The following is a 23825-nucleotide window of genomic DNA, read 5'->3' on the forward strand; positions in this document are numbered from 1 at the left end:
GATGTCGTACGGTCCTCGGAGAACGCGTACGGGGAAAGGAGCCGGTGATGGGGAGCGCCAGAGGCGAGGGGCGCCGGGCGGAGATCCTCCGTGCGGCCCTTGAGGTCATCGCGGAGCGCGGCTACCGGGGCACGACCCTGGGGGCGGTCGCCGAGCGCGTGGGCCTCACCCAGCAGGGGCTGCTGCACTACTTCCCGAGCAAGGACGCGCTGCTCGTCGCCGTACTGGAAGCGCGCGACCGCTGGGATCCGGGCGCTTCGGCGCGCTCCGCCGAGGCCTGGCCGCTCGAACTGCTCGGCTCGCTGGTGGAGTACAACGCGATGCGGCCGGGGATCGTGCAGACCTTCGCCGCACTGCTGGGCGAGAGCGTCACGGACGGGCATCCGGCGCGGGAGTTCTTCACCCGCCGCTATGTGCAGGTGCGGGGGTCGATGGCGGCCACCCTGCGCGGCGAGTTCGGGGACCGGCTGCCGGGCGGGCTGACACCGGAGGAAGTGGCACCGCTGCTGGTGGCGGTGATGGACGGCCTGCAGTACCAGTGGCTGCTCGACCCGGAATCGGTGGACATGCCCACCGCCTTCCGGGCCTTCACGACGCTGCTCGGCGGTGGTGCGGCCGAGTGACGCCGCGCGGGCCGCTGCCCGGCGCTACCAGGTACGGGAAGGGGCGTGCGGGGGCGTGGCGGGCGCGGGCGCACCTCCCGGCCCGACCGCACCGCCGGGCGCACCTCCCGACCCGACCGCACCGCCGGCGTCCGGCTCCGGCACGGCATCGGGCTCCCGAACGGCATCCGGCTCCGGCGCCGTCTCCCCCGTCAGATCGCGTGCCATCAGCGTCGCCCCCGCCACCGCGCCCGGCATGAGGAAGACCGCGACCAGCGGCACCAGGAAGCAGAGCGTCAGCGGGACCCCGAAGCCGAGGGTGAGCAGGCGGCGGCTCTTCAGCAGGGCCAGCCGCTCCCGGAACTCCATACCGCGGCGTTGCAGCGCCACCGCCGTCAGCTCCTCGGCCAGGAAGAAGCCGGAGACACAGAAGCCGATCGCCGGGACGACGGTCTGGCCGACCACCGGGAGGAAACCCGCGGCGAAGAGCAGGAGGCCGTAGAACGCCACCCGCACCAGGATGCGGACGCTGTCGCGCGCGGAGATCCACAGTTCGCGCCAGAGCGGGAGGCCGGATCCGGGGACATCGGCACCCTCCGACGTGTCGACCCGCTCGGAGAGCGCCTCGTAGAAGGGCTGGCCGACCAGCAGGGTCACGGCCGTGAACGAGACGACGGCGAGCAGCAGGGCCAGCGCCCAGAGCAGTACGGTCAGAAAGCCCCGGAGGAGTGCCGGCCAGGGCGTGCTCCAGGTGTCGGCGAACGGTGTCGCCCAGGCGACGGCGTCATCCGCCCAGAACGCGAGCGCGACCAGCGCGGCCGCATACAGGACGAGCGTGATCAGCCCCGGCAGCAGCCCGAATCCGTACTGCCTGCCGCGCCCGCCGACCCAGCGCTGGCCCTTCACCAGATATCCGAAACCCGCCCCGAGATCACCCATGCGCCGCAGCCTATCGGGGGCCGCGGCGGCCGGGTCCCCCAGCGCCCGGCCCCGCTCCGGCAGGCCGGAACCGACCTGTTGGCGCAGGCCCATTGACGTTGCGCGCGTCACACCATTACGGTCACGCCAGGATTTCGAACGAGTGACGAAATATCGAACACGTCGGGGGCAACTGCCGTGCGCATCACCGGAATCAGCACCCATGTCGTCGGGACTCCCTGGCGCAACCTCACCTATGTGCAGGTCCACACCGACGAGGGCCTCACCGGTGTCGGCGAGACCAGGATGCTCGGGCGCACCGACGCGCTCGTCGGCTATCTGCGGGAGGCGGCGGCCAATCACATCGAGGGCTCGGACCCCTTCGCGCTCGAAGACCTGGTCCGGCGGATGAAGTACGGCGACTACGGGCGGGCGGGCGAGATCGTCATGTCCGGTATCGCCGTCGTCGAGATGGCCTGCTGGGACATCAAGGGCAAGGCGCTGGGCGTCCCCGTCTGGCAGTTGCTCGGCGGCCGGGTCACCGACCGGGTGAAGGCGTACGCGAACGGCTGGTACACCACCGAGCGCACCCCCGAGGCCTACCACGAGGCCGCCCTCGGGGTGGTGGAGCGGGGCTACCGCGCCCTGAAGATCGACCCGTTCGGGACCGGGCACTACGAGCTGGACCAGGCGCAGACGAACTACTCGGTGTCGCTGATCGAGGCGGTGCGGGACGCGATCGGCCCGGAGACGGAGCTGATGCTGGAGATGCACGGGCGGTTCTCCCCGTCCACCGCGGTCCGGCTCGCCCGTGATCTCGCGCCGTTCAGGCCCGCGTGGCTGGAGGAACCGGTCCCGCCGGAGAACCTCAGAGCGCTGGAGAAGGTCGCGGCGAAGGTGGACATCCCCGTCGCGACCGGCGAACGCATCCACGACCGGACCGAGTTCCGGGAACTCTTCGCCTCGCAGGCGGCGGACATCATCCAGCCGGACGTCGGCCACATCGGCGGGATCCTGGAGACCCGCAAGCTCGCCGCGACGGCCGAGACGCACTACGTGCTGGTCGCCCCGCACAACGTGGGCGGCTCGGTGCTGACCGCGGCGACGCTCCAAGTGGCGGGCTGCACACCGAACTTCAAGATCCTCGAACACTTCAACGACTTCGCGGACGCCGGCATCAAGGCGGTCGTGAAAGGAGCGCCACAGGTCGTGGACGGCTACTTCGAACTGCCGGACGCGCCCGGCCTGGGTGTCGAGCTGGATGTGGACGCGGCCGCCGAATTCCCGCAGCAGCAGGCCAGGTTCGACCTGTGGGCCGACGGCTGGGAGAAGCGCTCGCCCGGGGCTGCCGGATGAGCGGCGGCAGCCGTGCCGTCGTGGTCGACGCCCCGGGTGTGGTCCGGCTGGTGAGCGGCGACCGGCCGGAACCCGGGCCGGGCGAGGTCCGGATCCAGGTGGCGGCCGCCGGGATCTGCATGAGCGACCGCGAGGTGTACGACGGCCGGCGCGACCCGGCCCATGTCCGCTACCCGGTCACGCCAGGCCATGAGTGGTCGGGGACCGTCGACGCCGTGGGCGAAGGGGTGGACCCCGCCCTCACCGGGCGCCCCGCGGTGGCCGAGGGCTTCCGGGCGTGCGGGACGTGCGAACGCTGCCGGGCCGGCGAGACCTCGCTCTGCGGCGCCGGGTACGAGGAGACCGGCTTCACCTGCCCCGGGGCGTTCGCCGACCATCTCCTCGTCCCCGCCCGGCTGTTGCATCCGCTCGCGGACGGTGCGGACCTGCGCGCCGCAGCGCTGCTCGAACCGGCCGCCGTGGTGGCCGCTGCGGTACGGGCCGGGCGGCCCGAGCCCGGCGAACGGATCGCCGTCGTCGGCGCCGGCACCCTCGGACTGCTCGCCGTACAGCTCATCGCCGCGGCCTCCCCCGCCGTACTCACCGTCATCGACCCGCGCACCGGACGGGCCAGCCAGGCAGCGGATCTCGGAGCGAGCGAGGTGTGCACCCCGGCCGAATCGGTGTCCGTGCGCGGCAGTTACGACCTGGTGGTGGAGACCGCGGGGGCGCCCACCACCGCCGCCGACTCCTGTCTCCTCGCGCGGCGCGGCGGCCGGGTGGTACTCACCGGGATGTTCGCCCCGGGCGCCACCGGAATCGACCCGGTGCATCTGGCGGTCAGCCAGCTCACCGTGCGGAGCGTCTTCGGCGCGCCGTCCGCCGCCTGGTCCTTCGCCGTACGGGCGTTCACCGCGGGGATCCTCGATCCGGGGCCGCTGATCACCCATGAATTCCCGCTGGAACGGTACGCCGAAGCCGTCGCACTCGTCGGAGGCGGCGGCCCGGAGACCGGGAAGGTGCTGCTGCGCCCATGAGCCGAGCCGGTCCGCGGCAGCGGACCCTGCCCGGTCTTCCCACGCCCAGCAATCCGAACGACGTTCGGTATATCGAACCAACTCTGCCGGTGCCCACCCCCATCGGACCCGGCCCCCAGTATGCGAGGAACCCGCCTGTGACCGACGTATCAGCCCCTGTCCCCCGCCGCCCCGGCGAACGGGCGCTCACCGCGCTCGGCCTCGCCGCACCCGCGGCCGATCCGGCCGACGCCTCACCGCGCCGCTTCCCCGACGGCGGCTCCTGGCGCACCGAAGTCCCGTCCGTCGAGGGCCCGGAGGCGCTCGGTGTCGTACTCGACGAGTCCGCCAGGCTGGGTGTTCCGGTCCACCGCATCAGCCAGGGCAGCGGCGTCTGGATGCTCACGGACTCCGAGATCGGCGAGATGGTGGCCGCCTGCGCGGAGCGCTCCGTCGAGCTGTGTCTGTTCACCGGGCCGCGCGGCACCTGGGACATCGGCGCCGCCACCCGGACGGAGTCGGGCGGCGCCGGGCTCCGGGCCCGGGGCCACGACGCCGTCGCCGGGTCGCTCGAAGACGCCGTGCGCGCCACCGAACTGGGCGTGAAATGCCTGCTCGTCGCCGACGAGGGAGTGCTCTGGTCGCTGCACAGGCTCCGTACCGCGGGTGTGCTCCCCGCCGACACCACCTTCAAGGTCTCGGCGCTGATCGGCCCGGTGAACCCTGCTTCGTACGCGGTGTTCGAGCAGTTGGGCGCCGACTCCGTCAACATCCCGTCCGACCTCACCCTGGCCCACTTCACCGAGATCCGGCGGGTCTGCGCCGCCCCGATGGACCTCTACATCGAGGCACCCGACGACCTGGGCGGCTACGTCCGGATGTACGAGGCGGCCGAGCTGATCCGGCGCGGCGCCCCGATCTATCTGAAGTTCGGCCTGTCGAAGTCACCCGGTATCTACCCGTACGGCGCCCAGCTGCGCGACCACACCCTCAACACCGCCCGTGAGCGGGTCAGGCGCGGCAGGCTCGCCCTCGATCTGCTCGCCAGGCACGGCGCCGACGGCGGTATGTCGCCGCTCGGCTCGCGACTGCCGGGGCCCCTCAGCCGCTTCACGGTCCCGTCGCCACCGGCCGCCGCGCCCGCCCCCGAGAACCCCTCCGCCAAGCACCCCTCCCCCGCGAATCCCTCCCCCGAGAAGGACTGATGACCGCCATGCGCCACACCCGCCGTGCCGCGTTCACCCTCGTCGCCGGATCCCTGGCCCTCGCTCTCACCGCCTGCGGGCAGAGCAGCGACGGCGGCAGCAAGGAGACCAAGAGCGGCGGCAAGGGCTCCACCATCGGTATCGCCATGCCCACCAAGTCCTCCGAGCGCTGGATCGCCGACGGCAGCAACATGGTCAAGCAGTTCAAGGCCCTGGGCTACAAGACGGATCTCCAGTACGGCGAGGACGACGTCGACCACCAGGTGTCACAGATCGAGAACATGATCACCAAGGGTGCGGACGTGCTGGTGATCGCGGCCATCGACGGCAAGGCGCTCACCGACGTCCTCCAGCAGGCCGCCGACCAGCACATCAGGGTGATCTCCTACGACCGGCTGATCCTCGGCACCCCGAACGTCGACTACTACGCCTCCTTCGACAACGAGAAGGTGGGCGTGCTCCAGGCCAACTACCTCATCGACAAACTGGGCCTCAGGAACGGCAAGAAGGGCCCCTTCAACATCGAGCTGTTCGCCGGCTCGCCCGACGACAACAACACCCGCTACTTCTTCGACGGCTCGATGAAGACCCTCAAGCCGTTCATCGACAAGAAGCAACTCGTCGTGCGGAGCGGACAGACCAGGCTCGACCAGCTGACCACCCTGCGCTGGGACGGTGCCACCGCCCAGAAGCGGATGGACGACCTGCTCACCAAGTCGTACTCGTCCGCACGGGTCGACGCGGTCCTCTCGCCGTACGACGGGATATCCATCGGCGTCCTGTCCTCGCTGAAGTCGGACGGATACGGGACACCCGCCAAGCCGTACCCGGTGGTCACCGGGTCGGACGCCGAGGTGGCATCGGTGAAGTCGATCATCGCGGGCCAGCAGACCCAGACCGTCTACAAGGACACCAGGGCGCTCGCCAAACAGGCCGTGCAGATGGCCGACGCCATGCTCAACAAGAAGAAGCCGCAGGTGAACGACGTCACCACCTACAACAACGGGAAGAAGGTCGTCCCTGCCTACCTCCTCAAGCCGGTGAGCGTCGACAGGTCCAACTACCGCGCCGAGCTGGTGGATTCGGGGTACATCAAGGCGAGTGATCTGAAGTGACCGGCGGCAGGCAGGTGCCCGGGCCAGGCACAGCGGTGCCCGGGAACGGCGCAGTGGTGGCCGGGACACACACCCCGGTGCTGGAGATGCGCTCGATCGTCAAGACGTTTCCCGGCGTCCGAGCCCTCTCCGACGTCTCACTGACCGTCGCCGAGGGCGAGGTGCACGCCATCTGCGGCGAGAACGGCGCGGGCAAGTCGACCCTGATGAAGGTCCTCAGCGGGGTTCATCCGCACGGGAGTTACGAGGGGGACATCCTCTTCCGCGGCGAGGGCTGCGCCTTCAAGGACATCAGGGCCAGCGAGGCGCGAGGCATCGTCATCATCCACCAGGAGCTGGCGCTCATCCCGTATCTCTCGATCGCCGAGAACATCTTCCTGGGCAACGAGCACGCCACCCGCGGTGTCATCAGCTGGAACGAGACGCTGAAACACGCGGCGGAGCTGCTGCGGCGGGTCGGTCTCCATGAGCATCCGCAGACCCGGGTGGCGGACATCGGGGTCGGCAAGCAGCAGCTCGTGGAGATCGCCAAGGCGCTCTCCAAAGAGGTGGAACTCCTCATCCTGGACGAGCCGACCGCCGCACTGAACGACGAGGACTCGGCGCAACTCCTGCGGCTCATACTGGAGTTGAAGAGCCAGGGCATCACCTCGATCATCATCTCGCACAAACTCAACGAGATCTCCGCGGTCGCCGACTCCGTCACCATCATCCGGGACGGCCGCACCATCGAGACCCTCGATGTGAAGGCCCCGGAGATGACCGAGGACCGCATCATCCGGGGCATGGTCGGCCGCGACCTCGACCACCGCTTCCCCGAGCGCACCCCCTACGCGGGCGATCCGGGCGCGCACCCGGCGCTCGAAGTGCGGGGTTGGACCGCGCACCACCCCATCGACCAGCAGCGCAAGGTGGTCGACGACGTATCGCTTCAGGTGCGCAGGGGTGAGATCGTCGGCATCGCCGGACTGATGGGCGCGGGCCGCACCGAGCTGGCGATGAGCCTCTTCGGGCGGTCGTACGGGCGCGGCATCAGCGGGACCGTGCTGAAGGACGGCAAGGAGATCCGTACCAGGACCGTGCCCGAGGCGGTCCGGCACGGCATCGCCTATGTCACCGAGGACCGCAAGCAGTACGGGCTCAATCTCATCGACACCATCAGCCGCAACATCACCATGGGCGCGCTGCCGAAGGTCTCCCGCCACGGTGTGGTCGACGAGCACCGGGAGACCCGGGTCGCCGAGTCGTACCGCAGGTCCATGAACATCAAGGCTCCGACCGTCTTCGAGCAGGTCGGACGGTTGTCCGGCGGGAACCAGCAGAAGGTCGTCCTGAGCAAGTGGATCTTCGCGGGTCCTGATGTGCTCATCCTCGACGAGCCGACGCGCGGTATCGACGTCGGTGCCAAGTACGAGATCTACACCGTCATCGACCAGCTCGCCGCCGAAGGCAGAGCCGTCATCTTCATCTCGTCCGAACTCCCCGAACTGCTGGGCATGTGCGACCGCATCTACACGATGGCGGCCGGCCGGCTCACCGGTGAGGTCGCGCGGGCGGAAGCGGACCAGGAAGTGCTGATGCGCCACATGACCACGGACAAGAGGTAACCGCCATGGGCCCGGTCACCACCGACACCCCGAAGGGCGCCCCACCGGCGCCGAACCCGCCGCGCTCCGCCACCGGAGCCCTCCTGATGGACGCCGTACGCCGCAACATGCGCCAGTACGGGATGCTGATCGCGCTCGGCCTGATCGTCGTCCTGTTCCAGATCTGGACCGGCGGCGTACTGCTCAAGCCGAACAACGTCACCAACCTCGTCCTCCAGAACAGCTACATCCTGGTGCTGGCCATCGGCATGATGATCGTCATCATCGCGGGCCATATCGATCTGTCCGTCGGCTCCCTGGCGGCGTTCGTCTCCGCGGCCGGCGCCGTGATGATGGTCCAGCACAAGGTCCCCTGGGTGCTCGCGCTGGTCGTCGCCCTTCTCATCGGCGTGGTCGCGGGGGCCTGGCAGGGCTTCTGGATCGCGTACGTGGGGATACCGTCCTTCATCGTCACGCTCGCCGGGATGCTGATCTTCCGGGGCGCGACCCAGATCCTGCTCGGCTCGCAGTCGCTCAGCCCGTTTCCCGAGGGGTTCCAGAAGATCGCCACCGGCTATCTGCCCGCGGTGGGACCGGACACGAACTACCACAACCTCACGCTCCTGCTGGGACTTGTGCTGATCGCGGTCGTGCTGGTGCAGGAGCTGCGCTCGCGTCGCCGTGAGAAGGCGTACGGACTCGACATCCTCCCGCGCGGACTCTTCGTCACCAAGTGCGTGGCGATGGTCGCCGCCGTGGTGGCCTTCACCATGACCCTGGCGAGCTACCGCGGTGTGCCGGTGGTGCTGCTGGTGCTGGGCGGCCTGCTCATCGGCCTCGGCTTCGTGATGCGCAACGCGGTCATCGGGCGACATGTGTACGCGCTCGGCGGCAACCGCCCCGCGGCCAAACTGTCCGGCGTCAAGGACAAGCGGGTGACCTTCCTGGTCTTCGTGAACATGGGCCTGCTGGCGGCACTGGCGGGCATCGTCTTCGCGGCCCGCCTCAACGCGGGCACCCCCAACGCCGGCATCAACTTCGAACTGGAGGCCATCGCCGCGTCGTTCATCGGTGGTGCCTCGATGAGCGGCGGTGTCGGCACGGTTCTCGGTGCGGTCATCGGCGGTCTGGTGCTCGGCGTGCTCAACAACGGCATGTCTCTTGTGGGCATCGGCAGCGACTACCAGCAGGTCATCAAGGGCCTGGTGCTGCTGGCCGCGGTCGGCTTCGATGTCTACAACAAGCGCCGGGTCGGTTCGTAACCCCTTTACCCGCAGCTCAGCCCGCGAAGGGCGGCTGCGGCAGGCCCTGGCCCGCACCCGGGACGACCAGCAGTGAGCCGGAGAGCGGGTGCGGGGCGGTGAGTCCGCCGCGGGCCGTGCTGATGTAGAGGTCGCGCAGCTCCCGGCCGCCGAACGCACAGGCGGTGGGGCGCTGTACGGCCAGGGCGACGGTACGGTCCAGGGCGCCGGCCGGGGTGTAGCGGCGGACGGCCGCGCCGTCCCAGAGCGCCACCCAGACACAGCCGTCCGCGTCGACGGTGAGCCCGTCCGGGAAACCGGCGCCGGGCTCGACGGTGGCGAACACCCTGCGGTTGTGGGGCAGTTCGCCGTCGAAGTCGAAGACGTCGATGCGGCGGGTGGGCGTGTCGACGTAGTACATGAGCGAGCCGTCCGGGCTCCAGCCGGTGCCGTTGGAGACGCCGACGGCCAGGGTGCCGGAGACGGCGCCGTCCGGGGCGATCCGGCTCAGTGTGCCGCCACCGGGGTCGTCTTCCGCGTACCGCATGGTCCCGGCCCAGAGTGCGCCGTCGGGGGCTACCGCCGCGTCGTTGGCCCGTCTCCCCGGCACCGGGTCGTGCACCAGCCAGGAGAAGGCGCCGCCCCCGGGCGCGTAGAGCCCCACGCCGTCCCGGAGGTTGACCACAAGACCGCCGCCGGCGCGCGGCTTCGCGGCGCCGACGTGCTGTTCGGTGACCTGGACCGTGCGGCGGCCGGTCGCCGGGTCGTAGGTGTGGACGCGCGCGGAGAGAATGTCCACCCAGATCAGCCGGCCGGCCGCCGGGTCCCAGGTGGGGCCCTCGCCGAGCGCGGCCCGCTCCCGTACCGCCACGTCCGGACGGTTCACGCCCGCCCCCGGTGGCCGAGCCGGGTGGAGAGTTCCGCCGCGCCGTCCAGCGCCAGCTGTTCCAGCTCGCTCTCGCGCTCCTCGCTCCAGCGGATCATCGGGACCGAGATGGAGAGTGCGGCGACCACCCGCCCCGATCCGTCGCGCACCGGAGCCGCCACACAGCTCACATCCGGATTGGACTCCCGGTGTTCGGACGCGACACCGCGCTCTCCGACGACGGCGAGCGCCTCCCGCAGGGCGGCGGGGTCGGTCACGCTGTCCGGCGTCATCGCGGCGAGTTCCCGCCCGGATATCCGCGCGGTCAGCTCGGCGTCGGGCAGCGAGGCGAGCAGCATCTTGCCGACGGACGTGCAGTGCGCGGGAAGCCGCCGCCCGGCGGCCGAGACCATCCGGACCGCGTGGGTGGAGTCGACCTTCGCGATGTAGATGACGTCGGTGTCCTCCAGGATGGCGACATGGACGGTCTCGTCGCAGGTCTCGGCGACCGCGCGGGCGACCCGCTGCCCCTCGGCCGCGAGATCGAGCTGTTCCGCGTACCGGCTGCCGAGCTGGTACGTCCGTACGCCGAGCCGGTAGTGGCCGGGCTGCTCGGGTACCGGCACCAGATAGGCACGCGCCGCGAGGGTGGTGAGCAGTTCGTGCACCGTGGTGCGCGGCAGCTGAAGCCTGCGGGTCACATCGGGCGCGGAGAGCGAACCGTCCCCTTCGAGGAAGAGCTCAAGGATGTCCAGCGCCCTGGTCACCGCCGGGACCAGTCGTCCCATGGTGGTCCACCCAACCCTTCTGTTCGTTGCTCCAGCGTTCGAAACTCCGGCCGATGGCCGGAATCACGAACACACGGTACGCACAGCGCAGTTCGGCGGGCAATGGCTGCAACTGCGGTGGCGGCGGCAGGAAGGCGGTACCCCAGGGAAGAATGACGACGCAACCCCCTGATACACGGACAAAGGGCCGCCCCCGCTGGAGCGGAACGCTGGTGATGCGTCCCGCCGGAGCGGTTGCGGCCCTTCCTGGTCCCGGCCGGAGCCGGGATCAGCCGGTCATGATCAGGCGACGGCCAGGTCGACCTTGATGTTGCCGCGGGTGGCGTTCGAGTACGGGCACACCTGGTGCGCCTTCTCGATCAGCGACTGCGCGGTGGCGGCGTCGACGTTCGGGATGGCGGCCGTGATGGTGACCTCCAGGCCGAAGCCGCCCTGCTCGGTCTTGCCGATGGAGACGGCCGCGGTCACGGTCGAGCCGGAGATGTCGGCCTTCTCCTGGCGGGCGACGACACCGAGCGCACCCTGGAAGCAGGCGCTGTAGCCGGCGGCGAAGAGCTGCTCCGGGTTGGTGCCCGCGCCGCTTCCACCCATCTCCTTCGGCGGGTTGACGACGACGTCGAGGTTGCCGTCGTTGGAGGCGACCCGGCCGTCACGGCCGTTCTCGGCGGTGGCGACAGCGGTGTACGCGACGTCGATCTTCTGGATTGCCATGCGAGTTCCTTCTGTTGTGTACGCCGCGTCTCGCGCCCACGACCGCGGCGGCCTGGGGTCGAGACTACTGGTTGACGGCGACGATCATCTTCCCGGTGTTCTCACCGCGGAGCAGACCGAGAAACGCCTCGACGCCCTGCTCGACGCCTTCGACGACCGTTTCCTGGTACTTCAGCTCCCCCGAGGCGATCCAGCCGGCGACGTCCTTGACGAACTGGGGCTGGAGCGCGGCGTGGTCGCCGACGAGCATGCCCTGGAGGCGCAGCCGCTTGCCGATGACCAGTGCGAGGTTGCGCGGGGCCGGGGTGGCCTCGGTGCTGTTGTACTGCGAGATCATTCCGCAGATCGTGGCGCGGCCGTGCACGTTGAACGAGGTGATGGCCGCTTCGAGGTGCTCGCCGCCCACGTTGTCGAAGTACACGTCGATGCCGTCGGGGGCGGCCTCACGCAGCTGCTCCGCCACGGGGCCGTTCTTGTAGTTGAACGCCGCGTCGAAGCCGAGGTCGTCGACGAGGTGCCTGACCTTCTCGTCGGAGCCCGCCGAGCCGATGACGCGTGCGGCGCCCTTGATCCTGGCCATCTGGCCGACCTGGTTGCCGACGGCACCCGCGGCGCCGGAGACGAAGACCGTATCGCCCTCCTTGAAGGAGGCGACGTCGAAGAGACCGGCGTAGGCGGTGAGGCCCGTCATGCCGAGCACGCCGAGATAGGCGGAGAGCGGGGCGGCCGAGGGGTCCACCTTGGTGGCGTGCTGGGCGGGCACCTGCGCGTACTCACGCCAGCCGAGGAAGTGCAGGACATGGTCGCCCACCGCGAAGCCCTCGGCGTTCGACGCGATGACCTCGCCGACCGCGCCGCCCTCCATCGGCTTGTCGAGCTGGAAGGGCGGTGTGTACGACTTCACGTCGTTCATCCTGCCGCGCATGTACGGGTCGACCGAGAAGTAGAGGTTGCGGACCAGGATCCGGCCCTCGGCGGGCTCGGACACCGGGACCTCGCGCAGCGCGAAGTCCGCCGGGGTGGGCCAGCCGTTCGGACGGGCGGTGAGGTGCCATTCGCGGCCGGTCGTGGGGAGTGCGGACATCGGTTACAGCCTCCTGAGCAAAGCTTCATGCCATGAAATATGTACTGCCTGAAACAACCATGCTCCTGGATATTTTAGATTGTCAAGCATGTGGGTACGATGGGGAGCATGGCCACTCGTACAGACCCGCTGACCCTGGAAGTCGTCGAGCTGATCGGTGACGTCGTCGCCCGGTACCACCAGGAGTACGACGAGGCGGCCGCCGTGCACTCGCTCACGGGGGCCCAGGCGCGGGTACTGGGACTGCTGTCCATCGAGGCGATGCCCATGCGCCGTCTCGCCGGGCATCTCAAGTGCGAGCCGTCGAACGTCACGGGGATCGTCGACCGTCTCGAAGCCCGCGGCCTGGCCGAGCGCCGCCCCGACCCCGCCGACCGCCGGATCAAACTCGCCGCCGCCACCGATGCGGGCCGGCGGACCTCCCGGGAGCTGCGCGCCACGATGGACTTCGCGCGTGAGCCACTGGGCGAGCTGTCGGCCGGGGAGCGGACCGTACTGCGGGACCTGCTGAAGCGGATGCTGGGACGTACGGAGGAGTAGGGGCCTCGTAGCGTCGGGAGCCGTCCGGATACCGGGGCCTTCTTCAGGAGCCGTACCGACGTGGGCCCGGAGCCGTCCGCCCCCGCGGGGCCGGGTGCGCGTGCCGTACGGGCAGGATGGGTGTATGCCGCGATCAGGGAGCCCGTTCGGACCGCTCGACTTCCAGCTGGTACTGCTGCGCCGGATGGCCGACCATCAGCCGGGCCTCGTCGAGGACGCCCGGCGCGAGCTGGGCGTCACGCTCGCCGAGATGCGCGAGGCGAACCGGCGCTGGCAGGCGATGGTCCGCTCGCCCCGGTCCCGCGGAGCCGCGCAGCGCTACCGCTCGGTGCTCGGGGTGCCCTCCGCCACCGCCCGCAGAAAGATCGGCGACCTGGTGTGCGACGCCCTCCAGTGGCCGGTGCCGCTCTGGCCGGGACTGCGGTTCGAGGTGCTGACCGGGCCCGGCGGCGCGGTGTGGAACGAGTGGCTGGTCCGCGCCCCCGGCGCCGCCGCACCGCCCCTGCACACGGCGGACGACCTGCGGCCCTGGTCGTGCACGGTGGACGAGGCGGCCCGCGCCTTCGCCCCCGCACGCCCGATGGAGGGCACCGCGCCGACCCGCTGGCGGCTCGCCCTCACGCTGCCCGGCGGACACCCCGCCGTCGCCGAATTCACCTGGGGACTGCTCCAGGACGTACAGCCCGCCGACAGGCCCTAGGAGCTTGCTTTCCGGCGAGGGCCTCCCCCGGGGGCAGGCAATCACCCGGGCGGCTCAGCCCAGCGCGCGCAGCGGTTGCGGCCGTCGCACGATGCGATGAGGACCGGCTGCCGCCGGTGCTCCGCCTCAGCGTTTCTCGGGAGATTGTGCCGTGACCGTCAGTCTTGATCAGTTGCGCCGTTGCCAGGTAGCCGTCGACCTCGGGGCCGCTCGGACCCGGGTGTTCGTCAAGGGCATGGGTCTCGTCGTGGACGAGCCGAGCGTCGTCGCGGTGAACAGCCGCACGGACGCGCTCATCGCCGTCGGCACCTTCGCCGAGCAGATGACCGGCCGTACCCCCGGCTACATCCGGGTCGCGCGCCCCGTATCCGGCGGCACCGTCGTCGACATCGACCTGGCCCGGCGGATGCTGGCACACCTGCTCGGCGACAAGCTGCGGCGCAGGCTGCGCCGCACCCCGATGCTGCGCGCCGCCGCGTGCACCCCGCACGAGTCCGACCCGCTGGCGCAGCGCGCCACGGTCGAGACCCTGATCGGTCTCGGCGCCCGGAGGGTCGAGCTGGTCGACACCCTCATCGCTGCCGCCGTCGGCTGCGGGCTCCCCGTCGAGCAGCCGACCGCCACCATGATCATGGTCTGCGGCGCGGCGACCACGCAGATCGCCGTCCTCTCGCTCGGCTCGATCGTGACAGCCGAGCGGATCCCGGTCGGCGGCGAGGCCATCGACCGGGCCGTCGTGCAGCACCTGCGCCAGCACCACGAGCTGCTGCTGCCGAGCCAGTCCGTACGGCCGCTGCAAGTCGCGCTCAGCGGCAACGGGCTGTCCCTGGACGGGCCCGAGTTCACCGAGATCCACGGCAGGGACGTGGCCACCGGTCTGGCCCGTTCGGTCCGGGTCGACACCGCGGCCGTACGGGAGGCCATCCACACCCCGCTGACCGCCGTACTCGACGGTATCGGCCGGGTGCTGCGCGACTGCCCGCCGGATCTGGTCGCCGATCTGTCGGACCGCGGCATCATGATGGTCGGCGGGAGCGCCCTGCTCCCCGGTCTGGAACAGATGCTGCGCAAGGCGACGGGGATGCCGGTGCACATCGCCGAGCGGCCCGACGTCTGCTCGGTACTCGGACTCGGCGCCATGCTGGAGGGAAAGATCGCGCCCATGACGCTGGCCCCGCTGAACAGCTGACGGCCCGCTCACGGGCGGGCCACGGGAACGGCCAGGCGGCACCGCGGGGCTGCGACGATCCGGACCGGGGGGACCACGATGACCGGTGACACGCGGCTGCCGCTGCTCCTCGAAGCGGTGCTGAGCATCGGTACGGATCTCGAACTGCGCGGCACGCTCCAGCACATCGTGGACTCGGCGACCCGGCTGACGGGCGCGCGGCGCGGAGCGCTCGGGGTGGTCGACCCCGAGCGCGACCGCCTCAGCGACCTGTTCGCGACGGGCTCCGACGGCGACGCGCTGATCGGCCTCCCGGACGACACCCCCGGTCTGCTGCGGCTCCCCGTCCGGGTCCACCAGCAGGTCTTCGGCACGCTCCATCTGGCGGACAAGCGCGAGGGCAGCTTCGACCGGGACGACGAGGCCCTGCTGCGGGTGCTCGCCGCGCAGGCGGGCATCGCGATCGGCAACGCCCGGCTGTACGAGACGGCCAGGCTCCGGGAGCGCTGGATCAAGGGGGCGGCGGCCGTCACCAACGCGCTGCTCACCGGCGAGAGCGCGACCGACGCGCTGACCACGGTCGCCGAACAGGCCAGGAGCCTCGCCGACGCGGTCGCCGGTGTGGTGCTCCTGCCGACCGGCAGCGGCGGCATGGAGATCGTCGCCGCCTCCACCTTCGAGGACCCGGGCGACCTCATCGGCGCCACGATCGCACCGGGCTCCCCCGTCCTGGTCCAGCTGCTCAGCGGGGACCCGGTGTACATCGAGGACTCCTCGACCGATCCCCGGATGACCACCCACGTACGGGCCCGTTTCGGGCCGAGCATGATGCTGCCGCTGCAGAGCGGCGGCAAGCTGATCGGCACGCTCGCGCTGCCCAGGCGGCGCAGCGGCCGCCCCTACAACGCGGCGGACCGGACGCTGGCCCTGCAGTTCGCCTCGCAGGCCGCGCTCGCGCTCGTACTGGCCGATGCCCGGCAGAACAGCGAGCGGCTCGCGGTGTACGAGGACCGCGACCGGATCGCCCGCGATCTGCACGACCTCGTCGTCCAGCGGCTCTTCGCGACCGAGATGATGCTGGAGTCGACCCGGCGGCGGGCGGCGGGCACCGAGCTCGGTGAGCTGATCGGCCGGGCGGTCGACGAACTCGACTCGACCATCCAGGACGTCCGCACCGCGATCTTCGCCCTCCAGCAGCCGCCCGCCGACGCACCGTCGACGCTGCGCGGCCAGGTGCTGCGGGAGACGGACGGCGCACGGGTGCTGCTGGGCTTCGCCCCGTCGGTGCACTTCCTCGGCCCGGTCGACTCGCGGATCACGGAGCAGGACGGCGAGGACCTGCTGGCCACCCTGCGCCGGGCCCTCGCCCGCGCGCACCGGCTGCCGGACGTCTCACAGGTCGCGGTGGTGGTCGACGCGCGGGAGGACCCGGTACGGCTGACCGTCACGCACGACGGGACACCGGAGGGCGAGGACGGGAACACGGTGGTGTGGGAGGCGCCGTAGCGGGCCGCCCCCCTCTGATCCGGGCGACAGGGCCTACGGGACCGGTGACCGTGCGTCGTAGCGGAGGAAGCCGCGCCGGGTCAGGCCGAGCAGGGTGACCGCGACGACGCAGGCGAGGCCGCCGCCGACCACGGCCGCGGTCGGGGTGGCCAGGTCGCCCGCCGAGCCCGCGAGGAAGTCGCCCAGGCGCGGGCCGCCCGCCACGACCACGATGAAGACCCCCTGGAGCCTGCCGCGCATCTCGTCGGGCGCCGCGACCTGCATCATCGTGTTGCGGAAGACCATGGACACGGTGTCCGCCGCACCCGCCAGCGCGAGGAAGACCAGGCCGAGCCAGAGGTTCCTGGTGAGGCCGAACACCGCGATGGCGAGCCCCCATCCGGCGACCGCCAGCACGATCGCGAGGCCGTGCCGGTGGATGCCGCCGAGCCAGCCGGAGAAGACCCCGCCGAGCAGCGCGCCCACTGCGGGCGCCGCGACCAGCAGCCCCGTGGTGCGGGCGTCGCCTCCGTACCAGAGGATGGCCACCGCGGGGAACAGCGCTCGCGGCTGGGCCAGGATCATGGCGCAGAAGTCGGAGAAGAACGTCATCCGGAGGTTGGGGCGGGTGGCCAGGAAGCGCAGCCCGTCCAGGACCGAGGCGCGGTTCTTCGACCCGGCGGCCCGGTCGGGGAGCATCGAGGGCAGCCGCCACATCGCGTACAGGGCTGCGACGAAGGAGACGGCGTCGATCAGATACGCGGCCTGGTAGCCCCAGAAGCCGACGATGAGGCCGCCGAGCATCGGTCCGATCAGCGTCCCGAAGGTACTGGTCATCGAGGACAGGGCGTTGGCCGCGGGCAGTTGGTCGCCGGGCAGCAGCCGGGGGATCATCGCGGATCTGGCCGGGGCGTTGAGCGCGGCGCAGACGGACTGGAGGGCCACGATGCCGTACAGGAACCAGACATGGTGGAAGCCGGTGAACGCGGCCGACGAGAGCCCGACCGAGAGGACGGCGGACCCGAGCGCGCTGTAGAGCCCGAGTTTGCGGCGGTCGAGGGTGTCGGCGACGGCCCCGCCGTACAGGCCGAACGCGACCAGCGGCACCAGTGAGAAGAGGCCGACGAGGCCGACGGAGAAGCTGGAGCGGGTGAGGTCGTAGACCTGGAGCGAGATCGCCAGGGCGGTCATGCCCTGCCCGACCCAGGAGACGGTGTTGCCGAACCAGAGCCGCCGGAAGTCGGGGGATGTGCGCAGCGGGGTGAGGTCGGCGAGTATGCGCCGACGTATCGGCGTCTCCTTGGGTGCGGGTATCGGGGTCACAGGGGATGCTAACCGGCCGCGCCTTCGCCCCCCGCTCCTGGTCGGGCGGGGGGACGGGCGGGGCCCGGCCGGCGCCGGCTGCCGGCAGGTCAGGGAGCCTCCGTCACCCAGCGGGCCAGCTCCGCGTCGGACGCCTTGCGCACGCTGGCGCTGCCCGGAATGTCCACCTTCAGCGGCATGACGTACGGGCGTCGGTGGCTCGCATCGAAATGGCCGTCGGGCAGGACCGGGGCGTCCGTCGGCAGGTATCCGGCGAAGTAGAGATTCCACTTCCCTCCGTTGTCGACGACGGAGGGCACGCCCGGTGCGACGACACGGTCCGCCGCGTAGTGCGGCCACGCCTTCTCCTGGGATTGCAGGAGATAGTCCACCTCCGTGCCACCCGGCTTCCCCCACACTCCGGCCGTGTCCTTGCGGAGGATCCTTCGGTACGAGGAGCCGTGGGGCGGTATCAGGGTGTCGGACCACGCCAGCCCCGATTTGTAGTCGCGCTCGTTGAACGCACCGGTCGAGTAGGCCATCACGTACTTCCCGTCGATCCTGGTGATGTTGCCCGTCTCGATCAGCTTGAACTTCTTGGGCTGGTGGAGGCCGAAGAAGTATTCCGAGTTGTAGCCGCCGTCCGCGTTCTGCGGCCCGAGGAGCAGTGCCGGGCCGGATTTCGCGGGGCGGGAGGGGGACGCCATCTCCTGCGCCACGATCCCGTCCTCGACGGGCGACGCGGTGAGCATCTTGCTGTAGATGAGATACAGCTTGCCGCCGTCCTCGAAGTACTTCCCGTCGTAGTTGGCCTTCTCGGGATGCTTGAAGGACCCGGCCAGCAGGGCGTCGGCGACCCACTTCGCCGGAACGGTGGACGGTGACGCGTGCGGAGCGTGCGCGTGGACCACCACGGTCCACGGGGCGGCATGGGGGTGGGCCGGGTTCTTCACGTACATGGTCGCCGCCATGTTCCAAGTGCCTGAATCCGACTGGTAGATGTTGCAGTTGTCGACGACCGTCGTCCGGGATCCGTACCGTTTCGCGGCCTGGATCAGGGCGGGCCCCGCGGTGACCTTGACCTTCTCCCCCGCCGTGCAGTGGGCGGCGGTCCCGGCCGGACAGTCGAGAAGCGACTTGGTGGTGCCGGAGAAGTACTGGCTGCCGGTACCGCGATACCGCGCGGCGCGGTGGATGGGATAGGGGTCGGAGTAATAGACACCGGGGTCCTTCGACCCGGGGTCCGTCAGCGGCCGGATGCCGCTGTCCGCAGTGGGGGACGGGTGTGACGGCGTACCACCGGACAATGTGCTGGACGAGGCGCCGGGCGATGTGCCGGACGAGGTGCATCCGAGGGTGGACAGGCCGACGGCGGCGACAAGTGCGGCTGCCAACCGGATTCGAGGGCGGGAACGACGGCCGGGTCGACGGCCGTTGCGGACCGTCGCTGCGGGTATGCGATGCACTGCGTGTTCCTCCTGGTGATCTGCGACAGCTGACGCGGGCGGTGTCCGCCCCGGCCGGCCGCGAGTCGCTCACACCAGGACCGGCGTCACTCCTTCGCCCGGTGCGATGCGCTGATCCCGCTGAACAGCCAGTGGACGGCGTCGCCGTAGAGGTTCTCGGGAACCAGCTCCGGGTCCATCCGGCGGAGCTGGACAAGTCCTTGGAACAGGGCCATCACGACCGTGGCCACACCGTCGAACGGAACGTCGCCGGACTGCCCCCGGTCCTTGGCCCGGTCGGCGAGCACCGTGGTCAACGCGTCCCGGTTGGCGCGGAACTGCGAGGCCATGCGCTCCTGGAACTCGGGGCGGCGGATCGCGTACAGCCAGAACTCCGCCTGGAGCGGGGCCAGATCCATGTCCTCGCCCGCGACGTCGACCAGCAAGCGGGACAGCAGCGCCTGCGCGTCCTCGACGCTGCCGCTCTGATCGGACACGATCGCGGCGGCCTCGGCGAGACGGCTGCCGCTCCGGTTCGAGAGGAGCTCGACGAACAGCTCGTCCTTGCTGGCGAAGTTCGAGTACAGAGCGCCGGTGGAGAAGCCGGCACTCTCCGCGATGTCGTCGACCGATGCTCCCGCGAAGCCCTTGCGGGCGAACACCTGGGCGGCGGCCTCCAGGAGAAGGGCCCGGGTGCGTGCCTTGGTCTGCGCCCGGGTCAGGCGTCGCGGACGGGCCTCGTCGTCTGTCATATAGCGAACATTATCGAAATAGCGCTAATTACGTCAATTGACCGGCGGGGTCGCGCTACCGGACATGAGGAGTGAGCCTCGCGGGCGCGGGCGGCGCCAGTGGGGTGAAGAAGTGCCTGTCGCCCAGCGGGCCGAGCAGCATGACGGCGAGCCCGAGTCCGCCCGCGACGACCAGCGAGGGGCTGCTGACGGAATCCCTGAACTCGTACTCGACCACGGCCGCGATCAACACCAGGACGGCCTTCGACGCGACCAGCGGGACCAGGTGCACCTCGATGGACCTGCGCTTCAGCCGGGACCTGAGCAGGAACATCACCACGGCGAAGACGGCGATGGTGCGCAGCGCCTCCTCCCACACCGGCCTGCCGCGGTTCAGGTACCAGAACCCGCCGATCAGCAGGCCGCCGAGCACGTAGCGGATGACTTTCGATGAGGACTTCATATAGCCAACGCTATTCGGATAGTGAGTCCTATGTCAATCGCTGAAGCCCGGATGTGGATCCGGATGCGGTGCGGTGGAGGTGCTGCTGAGCCGCTGCGGGCACAGGGGGCCCAGGCATGGCTGTGTCCCCCTGGTCGAACGGATCACCAGGGGGTTGGGGAAGGGGAGAGACGCCGGCGGCGCGGGGCTCCGGTCCGCCGGGAGAGGGTCCCAGGGCCTGTCGTCAAAGTGCCGTCGTTGCCCGAAGGGCGGCCGCGCGGCGTCTGGTGCGTGCGATCGCAAGGCGCCGGAATGTTCTCGTAGCGGAGCTACTAGGGCATTTCGACAACGCCGCGAGCGTGCGTGCCAGACGCCGCGCGGCAGGCGGCACTTTGACGACAGGCCCTAGATGTTCTGTCCACGGAGGTTGGGTGCGGTGACAGTGATCACCGTCTGGGGATCTTGAACGAGTGAGGGCCTTCCGGGTTCGGTGTGGATTGCGACGTCTACACCAGCCCGAAAGGCCCTCATGCCTCACCGTAATGCACCTCTGACCGAGACCGGACGCCTGCGGCTGGCCCGCTGTGTGGTTGATGACGGATGGCCTCTGCGCCGGGCAGCGGAGCGGTTCCAGGTATCACCGACCACAGCCCAGCGGTGGGCCGGGCGCTATCGCCGGCTCGGCGAAGCGGGGATGAGCGACCGTTCCAGCCGCCCCCACCACAGCCCTCGACGCACGCCGACCCGGACCGAACGCCGGATCATCAAAGTCCGCCTCGCGAGGCGGTGGGGACCGGCCCGCATCGCACACCTGCTGGGCCTGGTGCCATCCACCGTGCACCGGGTGCTGGTTCGCTTTGGCTTGGCCCGGCTCAGCCATCTCGATCGGGTCACCGGCCGTGTCATACGCCGCTACGAACGCGACCGGCCCGGCGAACTCGTGCACGTGGACATCAAGAAGCTTGGCAACATTCCCGACGGGGGCGGTCACAAGGCCCTGGGCCGCCAGGCAGGCCGCAAGACCCGCTCCGGGGCCGGTTACAGCTATATCCATACCGCCGTCGACGACCACTCCCGTCTGGCTTACAGCGAGATCCACACGGACGAGAAGAAAGAGACCGCCACCGCGTTCTGGCAGCGGGCCCAGACCTTCTTCACCCACTGCGGGATCACCGTCGAACGGGTCCTGACCGACAACGGGGCGTGCTACAAGTCCTACCTCTGGCGCGAGACCCTGGCAAAGGCCGGGATCACCCACAAGCGCACCCGGCCCTACCGACCGCAGACCAACGGCAAGGTCGAACGACTCAACCGCACCCTGCTCGACGAGTGGGCCTACGCAAAGCCCTACCGCTCAGAGCAGGAACGACGTGACGCATTCCCCCGCTGGCTGCACTCCTACAATCACCACCGCGGACACACCGCGCTTAAGGGCCAACCACCCGCCAGCCGCGTCCCCAACCTCACGGGTGAATACACCTAGACCTCGACCAGAGTGATCTCGGTGGCCTTGACGCTGGTCCACACCGGTACGCCGTCCGCGAGGCCGAGTTCGAGTGCGGCCTGCGGAGTGATCTCCGCTACCAGGTCGGGCGCCTCGGCCGATGTGATGAGAACGCGGAGCCTGCTGCCGGCCGAGGTGATCTCCCGTACGGTGCCGGGCCAGACGTTGCGCGGGCTGCCCGACGGCCTGTCCCGGTGGACGGAGACGGCTTCGGGCGCGATGATCGCCAGCGCCCTGACGCCCTCGTCGAGCCCGTCGGCGACGACGAGCCGTCCGCCGCCGGTGAGAGTCAGACCGTCCGCGGAGCCGGTGCCGGTCCAGGCGTTGCGGCCGAGCATCCGGGCCACCCAGGGCGACCGCGGGTGCAGGGTCACTTCGGTGGGCGGGGCGTCCTGGAGCGTACGGCCGTCGTCCAGTACGAGGACCCGGTCGGCCAGCGAGACCGCCTCCACCGGGTCGTGGGTGACGATCAGGCAGACCCCGGCGAAGCCGCTGAGATGCGTACGCAGGGTGTGCCGCACATGGGCCCGGGTGGTCTGGTCGAGCGCCGCGAGGGGCTCGTCGAGCAGCAGCAGCCGGGGGCGGGCGGCGAGCGCCCTGGCGAGCGCGACGCGCTGGGCCTGGCCACCGGAGAGCTGGGAGGGCTTGCGGGCGGCGAGATGGCCGACGCCGAGCCGGTCCAGCCACTGGCCGGCCTCCCGGCGCGCCTCGGCGCGCGGCACCCGGCGCGAACGCAGGCCGTACGCGGTGTTGGTGAGCGCGCTCAGATGCGGGAAGAGCGCGCCGTCCTGCGGAACCCAGGCCACCCCCCGGCGGTGCGGCGGCAGCGGGCTGACGTCGATGTCGCCGAGCCGCAGCTCCGCGCGGGCGCGCGGGGTCAGGCCGAGGAGGGCGCGCAGCAGGGTGGTCTTGCCCGCGCCGTTGGGGCCGACCACCGCGATGGTGGTGCCCGGCTCCGCGTCGAGCGTCAGCTCGTTGAAGCCGGTGACCACCGCGTGCAGAGGCCAGCGTTCCTGCGGGGCCGGGGACTTGCTCCCGGCGTTCGGGCCGGCCCCGTCCGCGCCCGGTGCGCCGCCCGCCGTGGTGTCGGCCGGTCCGAAGCCGGGGAGCGGCCGGTCGGTGTCGTCCGTGTCGTCGGCCGGGCGTACGGCTTTCCCGGAACGCGCGGACGTCCCGCCGGTCCAGCGCCCGCGCAGGGCCACCAGGACCGCCATCGCGATGACAAGTAGCAGCAGCGATACGGAGGTTGCGGCCGTGGGTGAGTCCTGCAGCAGCAGATATACCTGCAACGGCAGCGTCTGGGTGGCACCGGGCAGGTTCCCGGCGAAGGTGATGGTCGCCCCGAACTCACCGAGCGCCCGCGCCCAGGTCAGCGCGGCGCCCGCGGCCAGCCCCGGCGCGACCATGGGCAGGGTGACGGTGAAGAACACCCGGACCGGCGAGGCACCGAGCGAGGCCGCGGTCTCCTCGTAACGGGGCCGCAGCCCGGCGAGCGTGCCCTCCAGGCTGATGACGAGGAACGGCATCGCCACGAACGTCGCCGCGACCACCGCGCCCGAGGTATGGAAGGGCAGCGTGATGCCGAAGGTGTTCTCCAGCCAGGGGCCGAGCACACCCCGGCGGCCGAACCCGAGCAGCAGCGCCACTCCCCCGACGGTCGGCGGCAGCACCATCGGCAGCAGGACGAGAGAGCGTACGAGTGCCTTGCCGGGAAAGTCGACCCGCGCGAGCACCCAGGCCAGCGGCACCCCCAGGAGCAGCGAGACGCCCAGGGCCCAGAAGGAGACCTCCAGCGACAGCCGCAGCGCCTGCGTCGTGTCCGGGCTGGTCAGATTGGCACCGAGCTCACCCCATGAGGTGCGCGCCAGAATGCCGATCAGCGGCATCAGCAGGAAACCGACCCCGATCAGCGCGGGCACCGCGAGGGCTATGGGAGAGCCGGTGCGCGGTGTACGGACGCGGGTGCGGATGCTTCTCATCGGGGTTCCTGTGATCGGGATGCCGGATGTCGGATGCCGGATGCCGACGGACGGAGCGCCGGA

General features: G+C 70.5%; 22 protein-coding genes. 12 read left to right on the forward strand and 10 right to left on the reverse strand.

Annotated elements, in window-relative coordinates:
• Nucleotides 1-47: 47 nt before the first annotated feature.
• Nucleotides 48-623: a TetR/AcrR family transcriptional regulator gene (locus OHB13_RS09815; protein ID WP_266857389.1), complete on the forward strand. Its 576-nt coding sequence runs from the start codon at nt 48-50 to the stop codon at nt 621-623.
• A gap of 24 nt (nt 624-647) precedes the next feature.
• Here the strand turns inward: OHB13_RS09815 and OHB13_RS09820 are convergent, their stop codons facing one another.
• Nucleotides 648-1541, reverse strand: a complete 894-nt coding sequence (locus OHB13_RS09820) for an EI24 domain-containing protein (protein ID WP_328376787.1) — start codon at nt 1539-1541, stop codon at nt 648-650.
• 177 nt (nt 1542-1718) lie between these two features.
• Here OHB13_RS09820 and OHB13_RS09825 point away from each other — a divergent pair, with 177 nt between their 5' ends.
• The 6 genes from OHB13_RS09825 (at nt 1719) to mmsB (ending at nt 9039) form a co-directional block, all read left to right on the forward strand.
• The gene (locus OHB13_RS09825; protein ID WP_266857385.1) at nt 1719-2876 is read left to right on the forward strand and encodes a mandelate racemase/muconate lactonizing enzyme family protein; all 1158 of its coding nucleotides are present in this window, start codon (nt 1719-1721) and stop codon (nt 2874-2876) included.
• Complete coding sequence (locus OHB13_RS09830; protein WP_328376788.1) at nt 2873-3892, forward strand: zinc-dependent alcohol dehydrogenase; 1020 nt, start codon at nt 2873-2875, stop codon at nt 3890-3892. The genes OHB13_RS09825 and OHB13_RS09830 overlap by 4 nt, the downstream gene beginning before the upstream one ends.
• Before the next feature lie 137 nt (nt 3893-4029).
• On the forward strand, nt 4030-5076 hold the full coding sequence (locus tag OHB13_RS09835; protein ID WP_266857382.1) for a hypothetical protein: 1047 nt from the start codon (nt 4030-4032) through the stop codon (nt 5074-5076).
• Nucleotides 5076-6191: a multiple monosaccharide ABC transporter substrate-binding protein gene (gene chvE / locus OHB13_RS09840; RefSeq protein WP_405750850.1), complete on the forward strand. Its 1116-nt coding sequence runs from the start codon at nt 5076-5078 to the stop codon at nt 6189-6191. The genes OHB13_RS09835 and chvE overlap by 1 nt, the downstream gene beginning before the upstream one ends.
• Before the next feature lie 86 nt (nt 6192-6277).
• A complete protein-coding gene (gene mmsA, locus OHB13_RS09845; protein ID WP_443062992.1) occupies nt 6278-7798 on the forward strand; it encodes a multiple monosaccharide ABC transporter ATP-binding protein in 1521 nt (506 codons plus the stop codon).
• A 5-nt stretch (nt 7799-7803) separates the two neighbouring features.
• Nucleotides 7804-9039 carry a multiple monosaccharide ABC transporter permease gene (mmsB, locus tag OHB13_RS09850; protein WP_328376790.1) on the forward strand — a complete coding sequence of 412 codons (1236 nt, stop codon included), beginning with the start codon at nt 7804-7806 and terminating at the stop codon, nt 9037-9039.
• A gap of 16 nt (nt 9040-9055) precedes the next feature.
• Here the strand turns inward: mmsB and OHB13_RS09855 are convergent, their stop codons facing one another.
• The 4 genes from OHB13_RS09855 to OHB13_RS09870 all read right to left on the reverse strand — a co-directional run bounded on the left by OHB13_RS09855 (nt 9056) and on the right by OHB13_RS09870 (nt 12466).
• A complete protein-coding gene (locus OHB13_RS09855) occupies nt 9056-9904 on the reverse strand; it encodes an SMP-30/gluconolactonase/LRE family protein (RefSeq protein WP_328376791.1) in 849 nt (282 codons plus the stop codon).
• Nucleotides 9901-10671, reverse strand: a complete 771-nt coding sequence (locus OHB13_RS09860) for an IclR family transcriptional regulator (RefSeq protein WP_328376792.1) — start codon at nt 10669-10671, stop codon at nt 9901-9903. Before OHB13_RS09860 ends, OHB13_RS09855 begins: the two co-directional genes overlap by 4 nt.
• A gap of 282 nt (nt 10672-10953) precedes the next feature.
• Nucleotides 10954-11382 carry an organic hydroperoxide resistance protein gene (locus tag OHB13_RS09865; protein ID WP_266857377.1) on the reverse strand — a complete coding sequence of 143 codons (429 nt, stop codon included), beginning with the start codon at nt 11380-11382 and terminating at the stop codon, nt 10954-10956.
• Between the two features lie 64 nt (nt 11383-11446).
• A complete protein-coding gene (locus OHB13_RS09870) occupies nt 11447-12466 on the reverse strand; it encodes an NADP-dependent oxidoreductase (protein ID WP_266857375.1) in 1020 nt (339 codons plus the stop codon).
• Between the two features lie 108 nt (nt 12467-12574).
• Between OHB13_RS09870 and OHB13_RS09875 the strand changes: the two genes are divergently transcribed.
• From OHB13_RS09875 to OHB13_RS09890, 4 genes are all read left to right on the forward strand, one after another.
• A complete protein-coding gene (locus OHB13_RS09875; RefSeq protein WP_266857373.1) occupies nt 12575-13006 on the forward strand; it encodes a MarR family winged helix-turn-helix transcriptional regulator in 432 nt (143 codons plus the stop codon).
• 124 nt (nt 13007-13130) lie between these two features.
• Nucleotides 13131-13706 (forward strand): hypothetical protein, encoded by a 576-nt coding sequence (locus OHB13_RS09880; protein WP_328376793.1) that lies wholly within the window; start codon nt 13131-13133, stop codon nt 13704-13706.
• A 151-nt stretch (nt 13707-13857) separates the two neighbouring features.
• The gene (locus OHB13_RS09885; protein WP_328376794.1) at nt 13858-14895 is read left to right on the forward strand and encodes a rod shape-determining protein; all 1038 of its coding nucleotides are present in this window, start codon (nt 13858-13860) and stop codon (nt 14893-14895) included.
• A 78-nt stretch (nt 14896-14973) separates the two neighbouring features.
• Nucleotides 14974-16380: a sensor histidine kinase gene (locus OHB13_RS09890; protein ID WP_328376795.1), complete on the forward strand. Its 1407-nt coding sequence runs from the start codon at nt 14974-14976 to the stop codon at nt 16378-16380.
• 33 nt (nt 16381-16413) lie between these two features.
• Here the strand turns inward: OHB13_RS09890 and OHB13_RS09895 are convergent, their stop codons facing one another.
• The 4 genes from OHB13_RS09895 to OHB13_RS09910 all read right to left on the reverse strand — a co-directional run bounded on the left by OHB13_RS09895 (nt 16414) and on the right by OHB13_RS09910 (nt 20300).
• Nucleotides 16414-17682 carry an MFS transporter gene (locus tag OHB13_RS09895; protein ID WP_328376796.1) on the reverse strand — a complete coding sequence of 423 codons (1269 nt, stop codon included), beginning with the start codon at nt 17680-17682 and terminating at the stop codon, nt 16414-16416.
• A gap of 89 nt (nt 17683-17771) precedes the next feature.
• Nucleotides 17772-19055: a hypothetical protein gene (locus tag OHB13_RS09900; RefSeq protein ID WP_328376797.1), complete on the reverse strand. Its 1284-nt coding sequence runs from the start codon at nt 19053-19055 to the stop codon at nt 17772-17774.
• Nucleotides 19056-19213: 158 nt separating this feature from the next.
• Complete coding sequence (locus OHB13_RS09905) at nt 19214-19858, reverse strand: TetR/AcrR family transcriptional regulator (protein ID WP_328376798.1); 645 nt, start codon at nt 19856-19858, stop codon at nt 19214-19216.
• Nucleotides 19859-19913: 55 nt separating this feature from the next.
• Entirely contained in the window at nt 19914-20300 is a 387-nt protein-coding gene (locus tag OHB13_RS09910) for a hypothetical protein (protein ID WP_328376799.1), read from the reverse strand.
• A 508-nt stretch (nt 20301-20808) separates the two neighbouring features.
• Between OHB13_RS09910 and OHB13_RS09915 the strand changes: the two genes are divergently transcribed.
• Nucleotides 20809-21762 (forward strand): IS481 family transposase, encoded by a 954-nt coding sequence (locus OHB13_RS09915; protein WP_328374625.1) that lies wholly within the window; start codon nt 20809-20811, stop codon nt 21760-21762.
• Here the strand turns inward: OHB13_RS09915 and OHB13_RS09920 are convergent.
• A complete protein-coding gene (locus tag OHB13_RS09920; protein ID WP_328376800.1) occupies nt 21759-23762 on the reverse strand; it encodes an ABC transporter permease in 2004 nt (667 codons plus the stop codon). The two genes, OHB13_RS09915 and OHB13_RS09920, sit on opposite strands and share 4 nt — an antisense overlap.
• Between the last annotated feature and the right edge of the window lie 63 nt (nt 23763-23825).

This window comes from Streptomyces sp. NBC_00440 (assembly GCF_036014215.1).
Taxonomy (GTDB): Bacteria; Actinomycetota; Actinomycetes; order Streptomycetales; family Streptomycetaceae; genus Streptomyces.

Coding starts and splice junctions, on each gene's coding strand:
- OHB13_RS09815 (WP_266857389.1), top strand. CDS start 48: ATGGGGAGCGCCAGAGGCGAGGGGCGCCGGGCGGAGATCCTCCGTGCG.
- OHB13_RS09820 (WP_328376787.1), bottom strand. CDS start 1,541: ATGGGTGATCTCGGGGCGGGTTTCGGATATCTGGTGAAGGGCCAGCGC.
- OHB13_RS09830 (WP_328376788.1), top strand. CDS start 2,873: ATGAGCGGCGGCAGCCGTGCCGTCGTGGTCGACGCCCCGGGTGTGGTC.
- chvE (WP_405750850.1), top strand. CDS start 5,076: ATGACCGCCATGCGCCACACCCGCCGTGCCGCGTTCACCCTCGTCGCC.
- mmsA (WP_443062992.1), top strand. CDS start 6,278: ATGCGCTCGATCGTCAAGACGTTTCCCGGCGTCCGAGCCCTCTCCGAC.
- mmsB (WP_328376790.1), top strand. CDS start 7,804: ATGGGCCCGGTCACCACCGACACCCCGAAGGGCGCCCCACCGGCGCCG.
- OHB13_RS09860 (WP_328376792.1), bottom strand. CDS start 10,671: ATGGGACGACTGGTCCCGGCGGTGACCAGGGCGCTGGACATCCTTGAG.
- OHB13_RS09865 (WP_266857377.1), bottom strand. CDS start 11,382: ATGGCAATCCAGAAGATCGACGTCGCGTACACCGCTGTCGCCACCGCC.
- OHB13_RS09870 (WP_266857375.1), bottom strand. CDS start 12,466: ATGTCCGCACTCCCCACGACCGGCCGCGAATGGCACCTCACCGCCCGT.
- OHB13_RS09875 (WP_266857373.1), top strand. CDS start 12,575: ATGGCCACTCGTACAGACCCGCTGACCCTGGAAGTCGTCGAGCTGATC.
- OHB13_RS09880 (WP_328376793.1), top strand. CDS start 13,131: ATGCCGCGATCAGGGAGCCCGTTCGGACCGCTCGACTTCCAGCTGGTA.
- OHB13_RS09890 (WP_328376795.1), top strand. CDS start 14,974: ATGACCGGTGACACGCGGCTGCCGCTGCTCCTCGAAGCGGTGCTGAGC.
- OHB13_RS09905 (WP_328376798.1), bottom strand. CDS start 19,858: ATGACAGACGACGAGGCCCGTCCGCGACGCCTGACCCGGGCGCAGACC.
- OHB13_RS09910 (WP_328376799.1), bottom strand. CDS start 20,300: ATGAAGTCCTCATCGAAAGTCATCCGCTACGTGCTCGGCGGCCTGCTG.
- OHB13_RS09915 (WP_328374625.1), top strand. CDS start 20,809: ATGCCTCACCGTAATGCACCTCTGACCGAGACCGGACGCCTGCGGCTG.
- OHB13_RS09920 (WP_328376800.1), bottom strand. CDS start 23,762: ATGAGAAGCATCCGCACCCGCGTCCGTACACCGCGCACCGGCTCTCCC.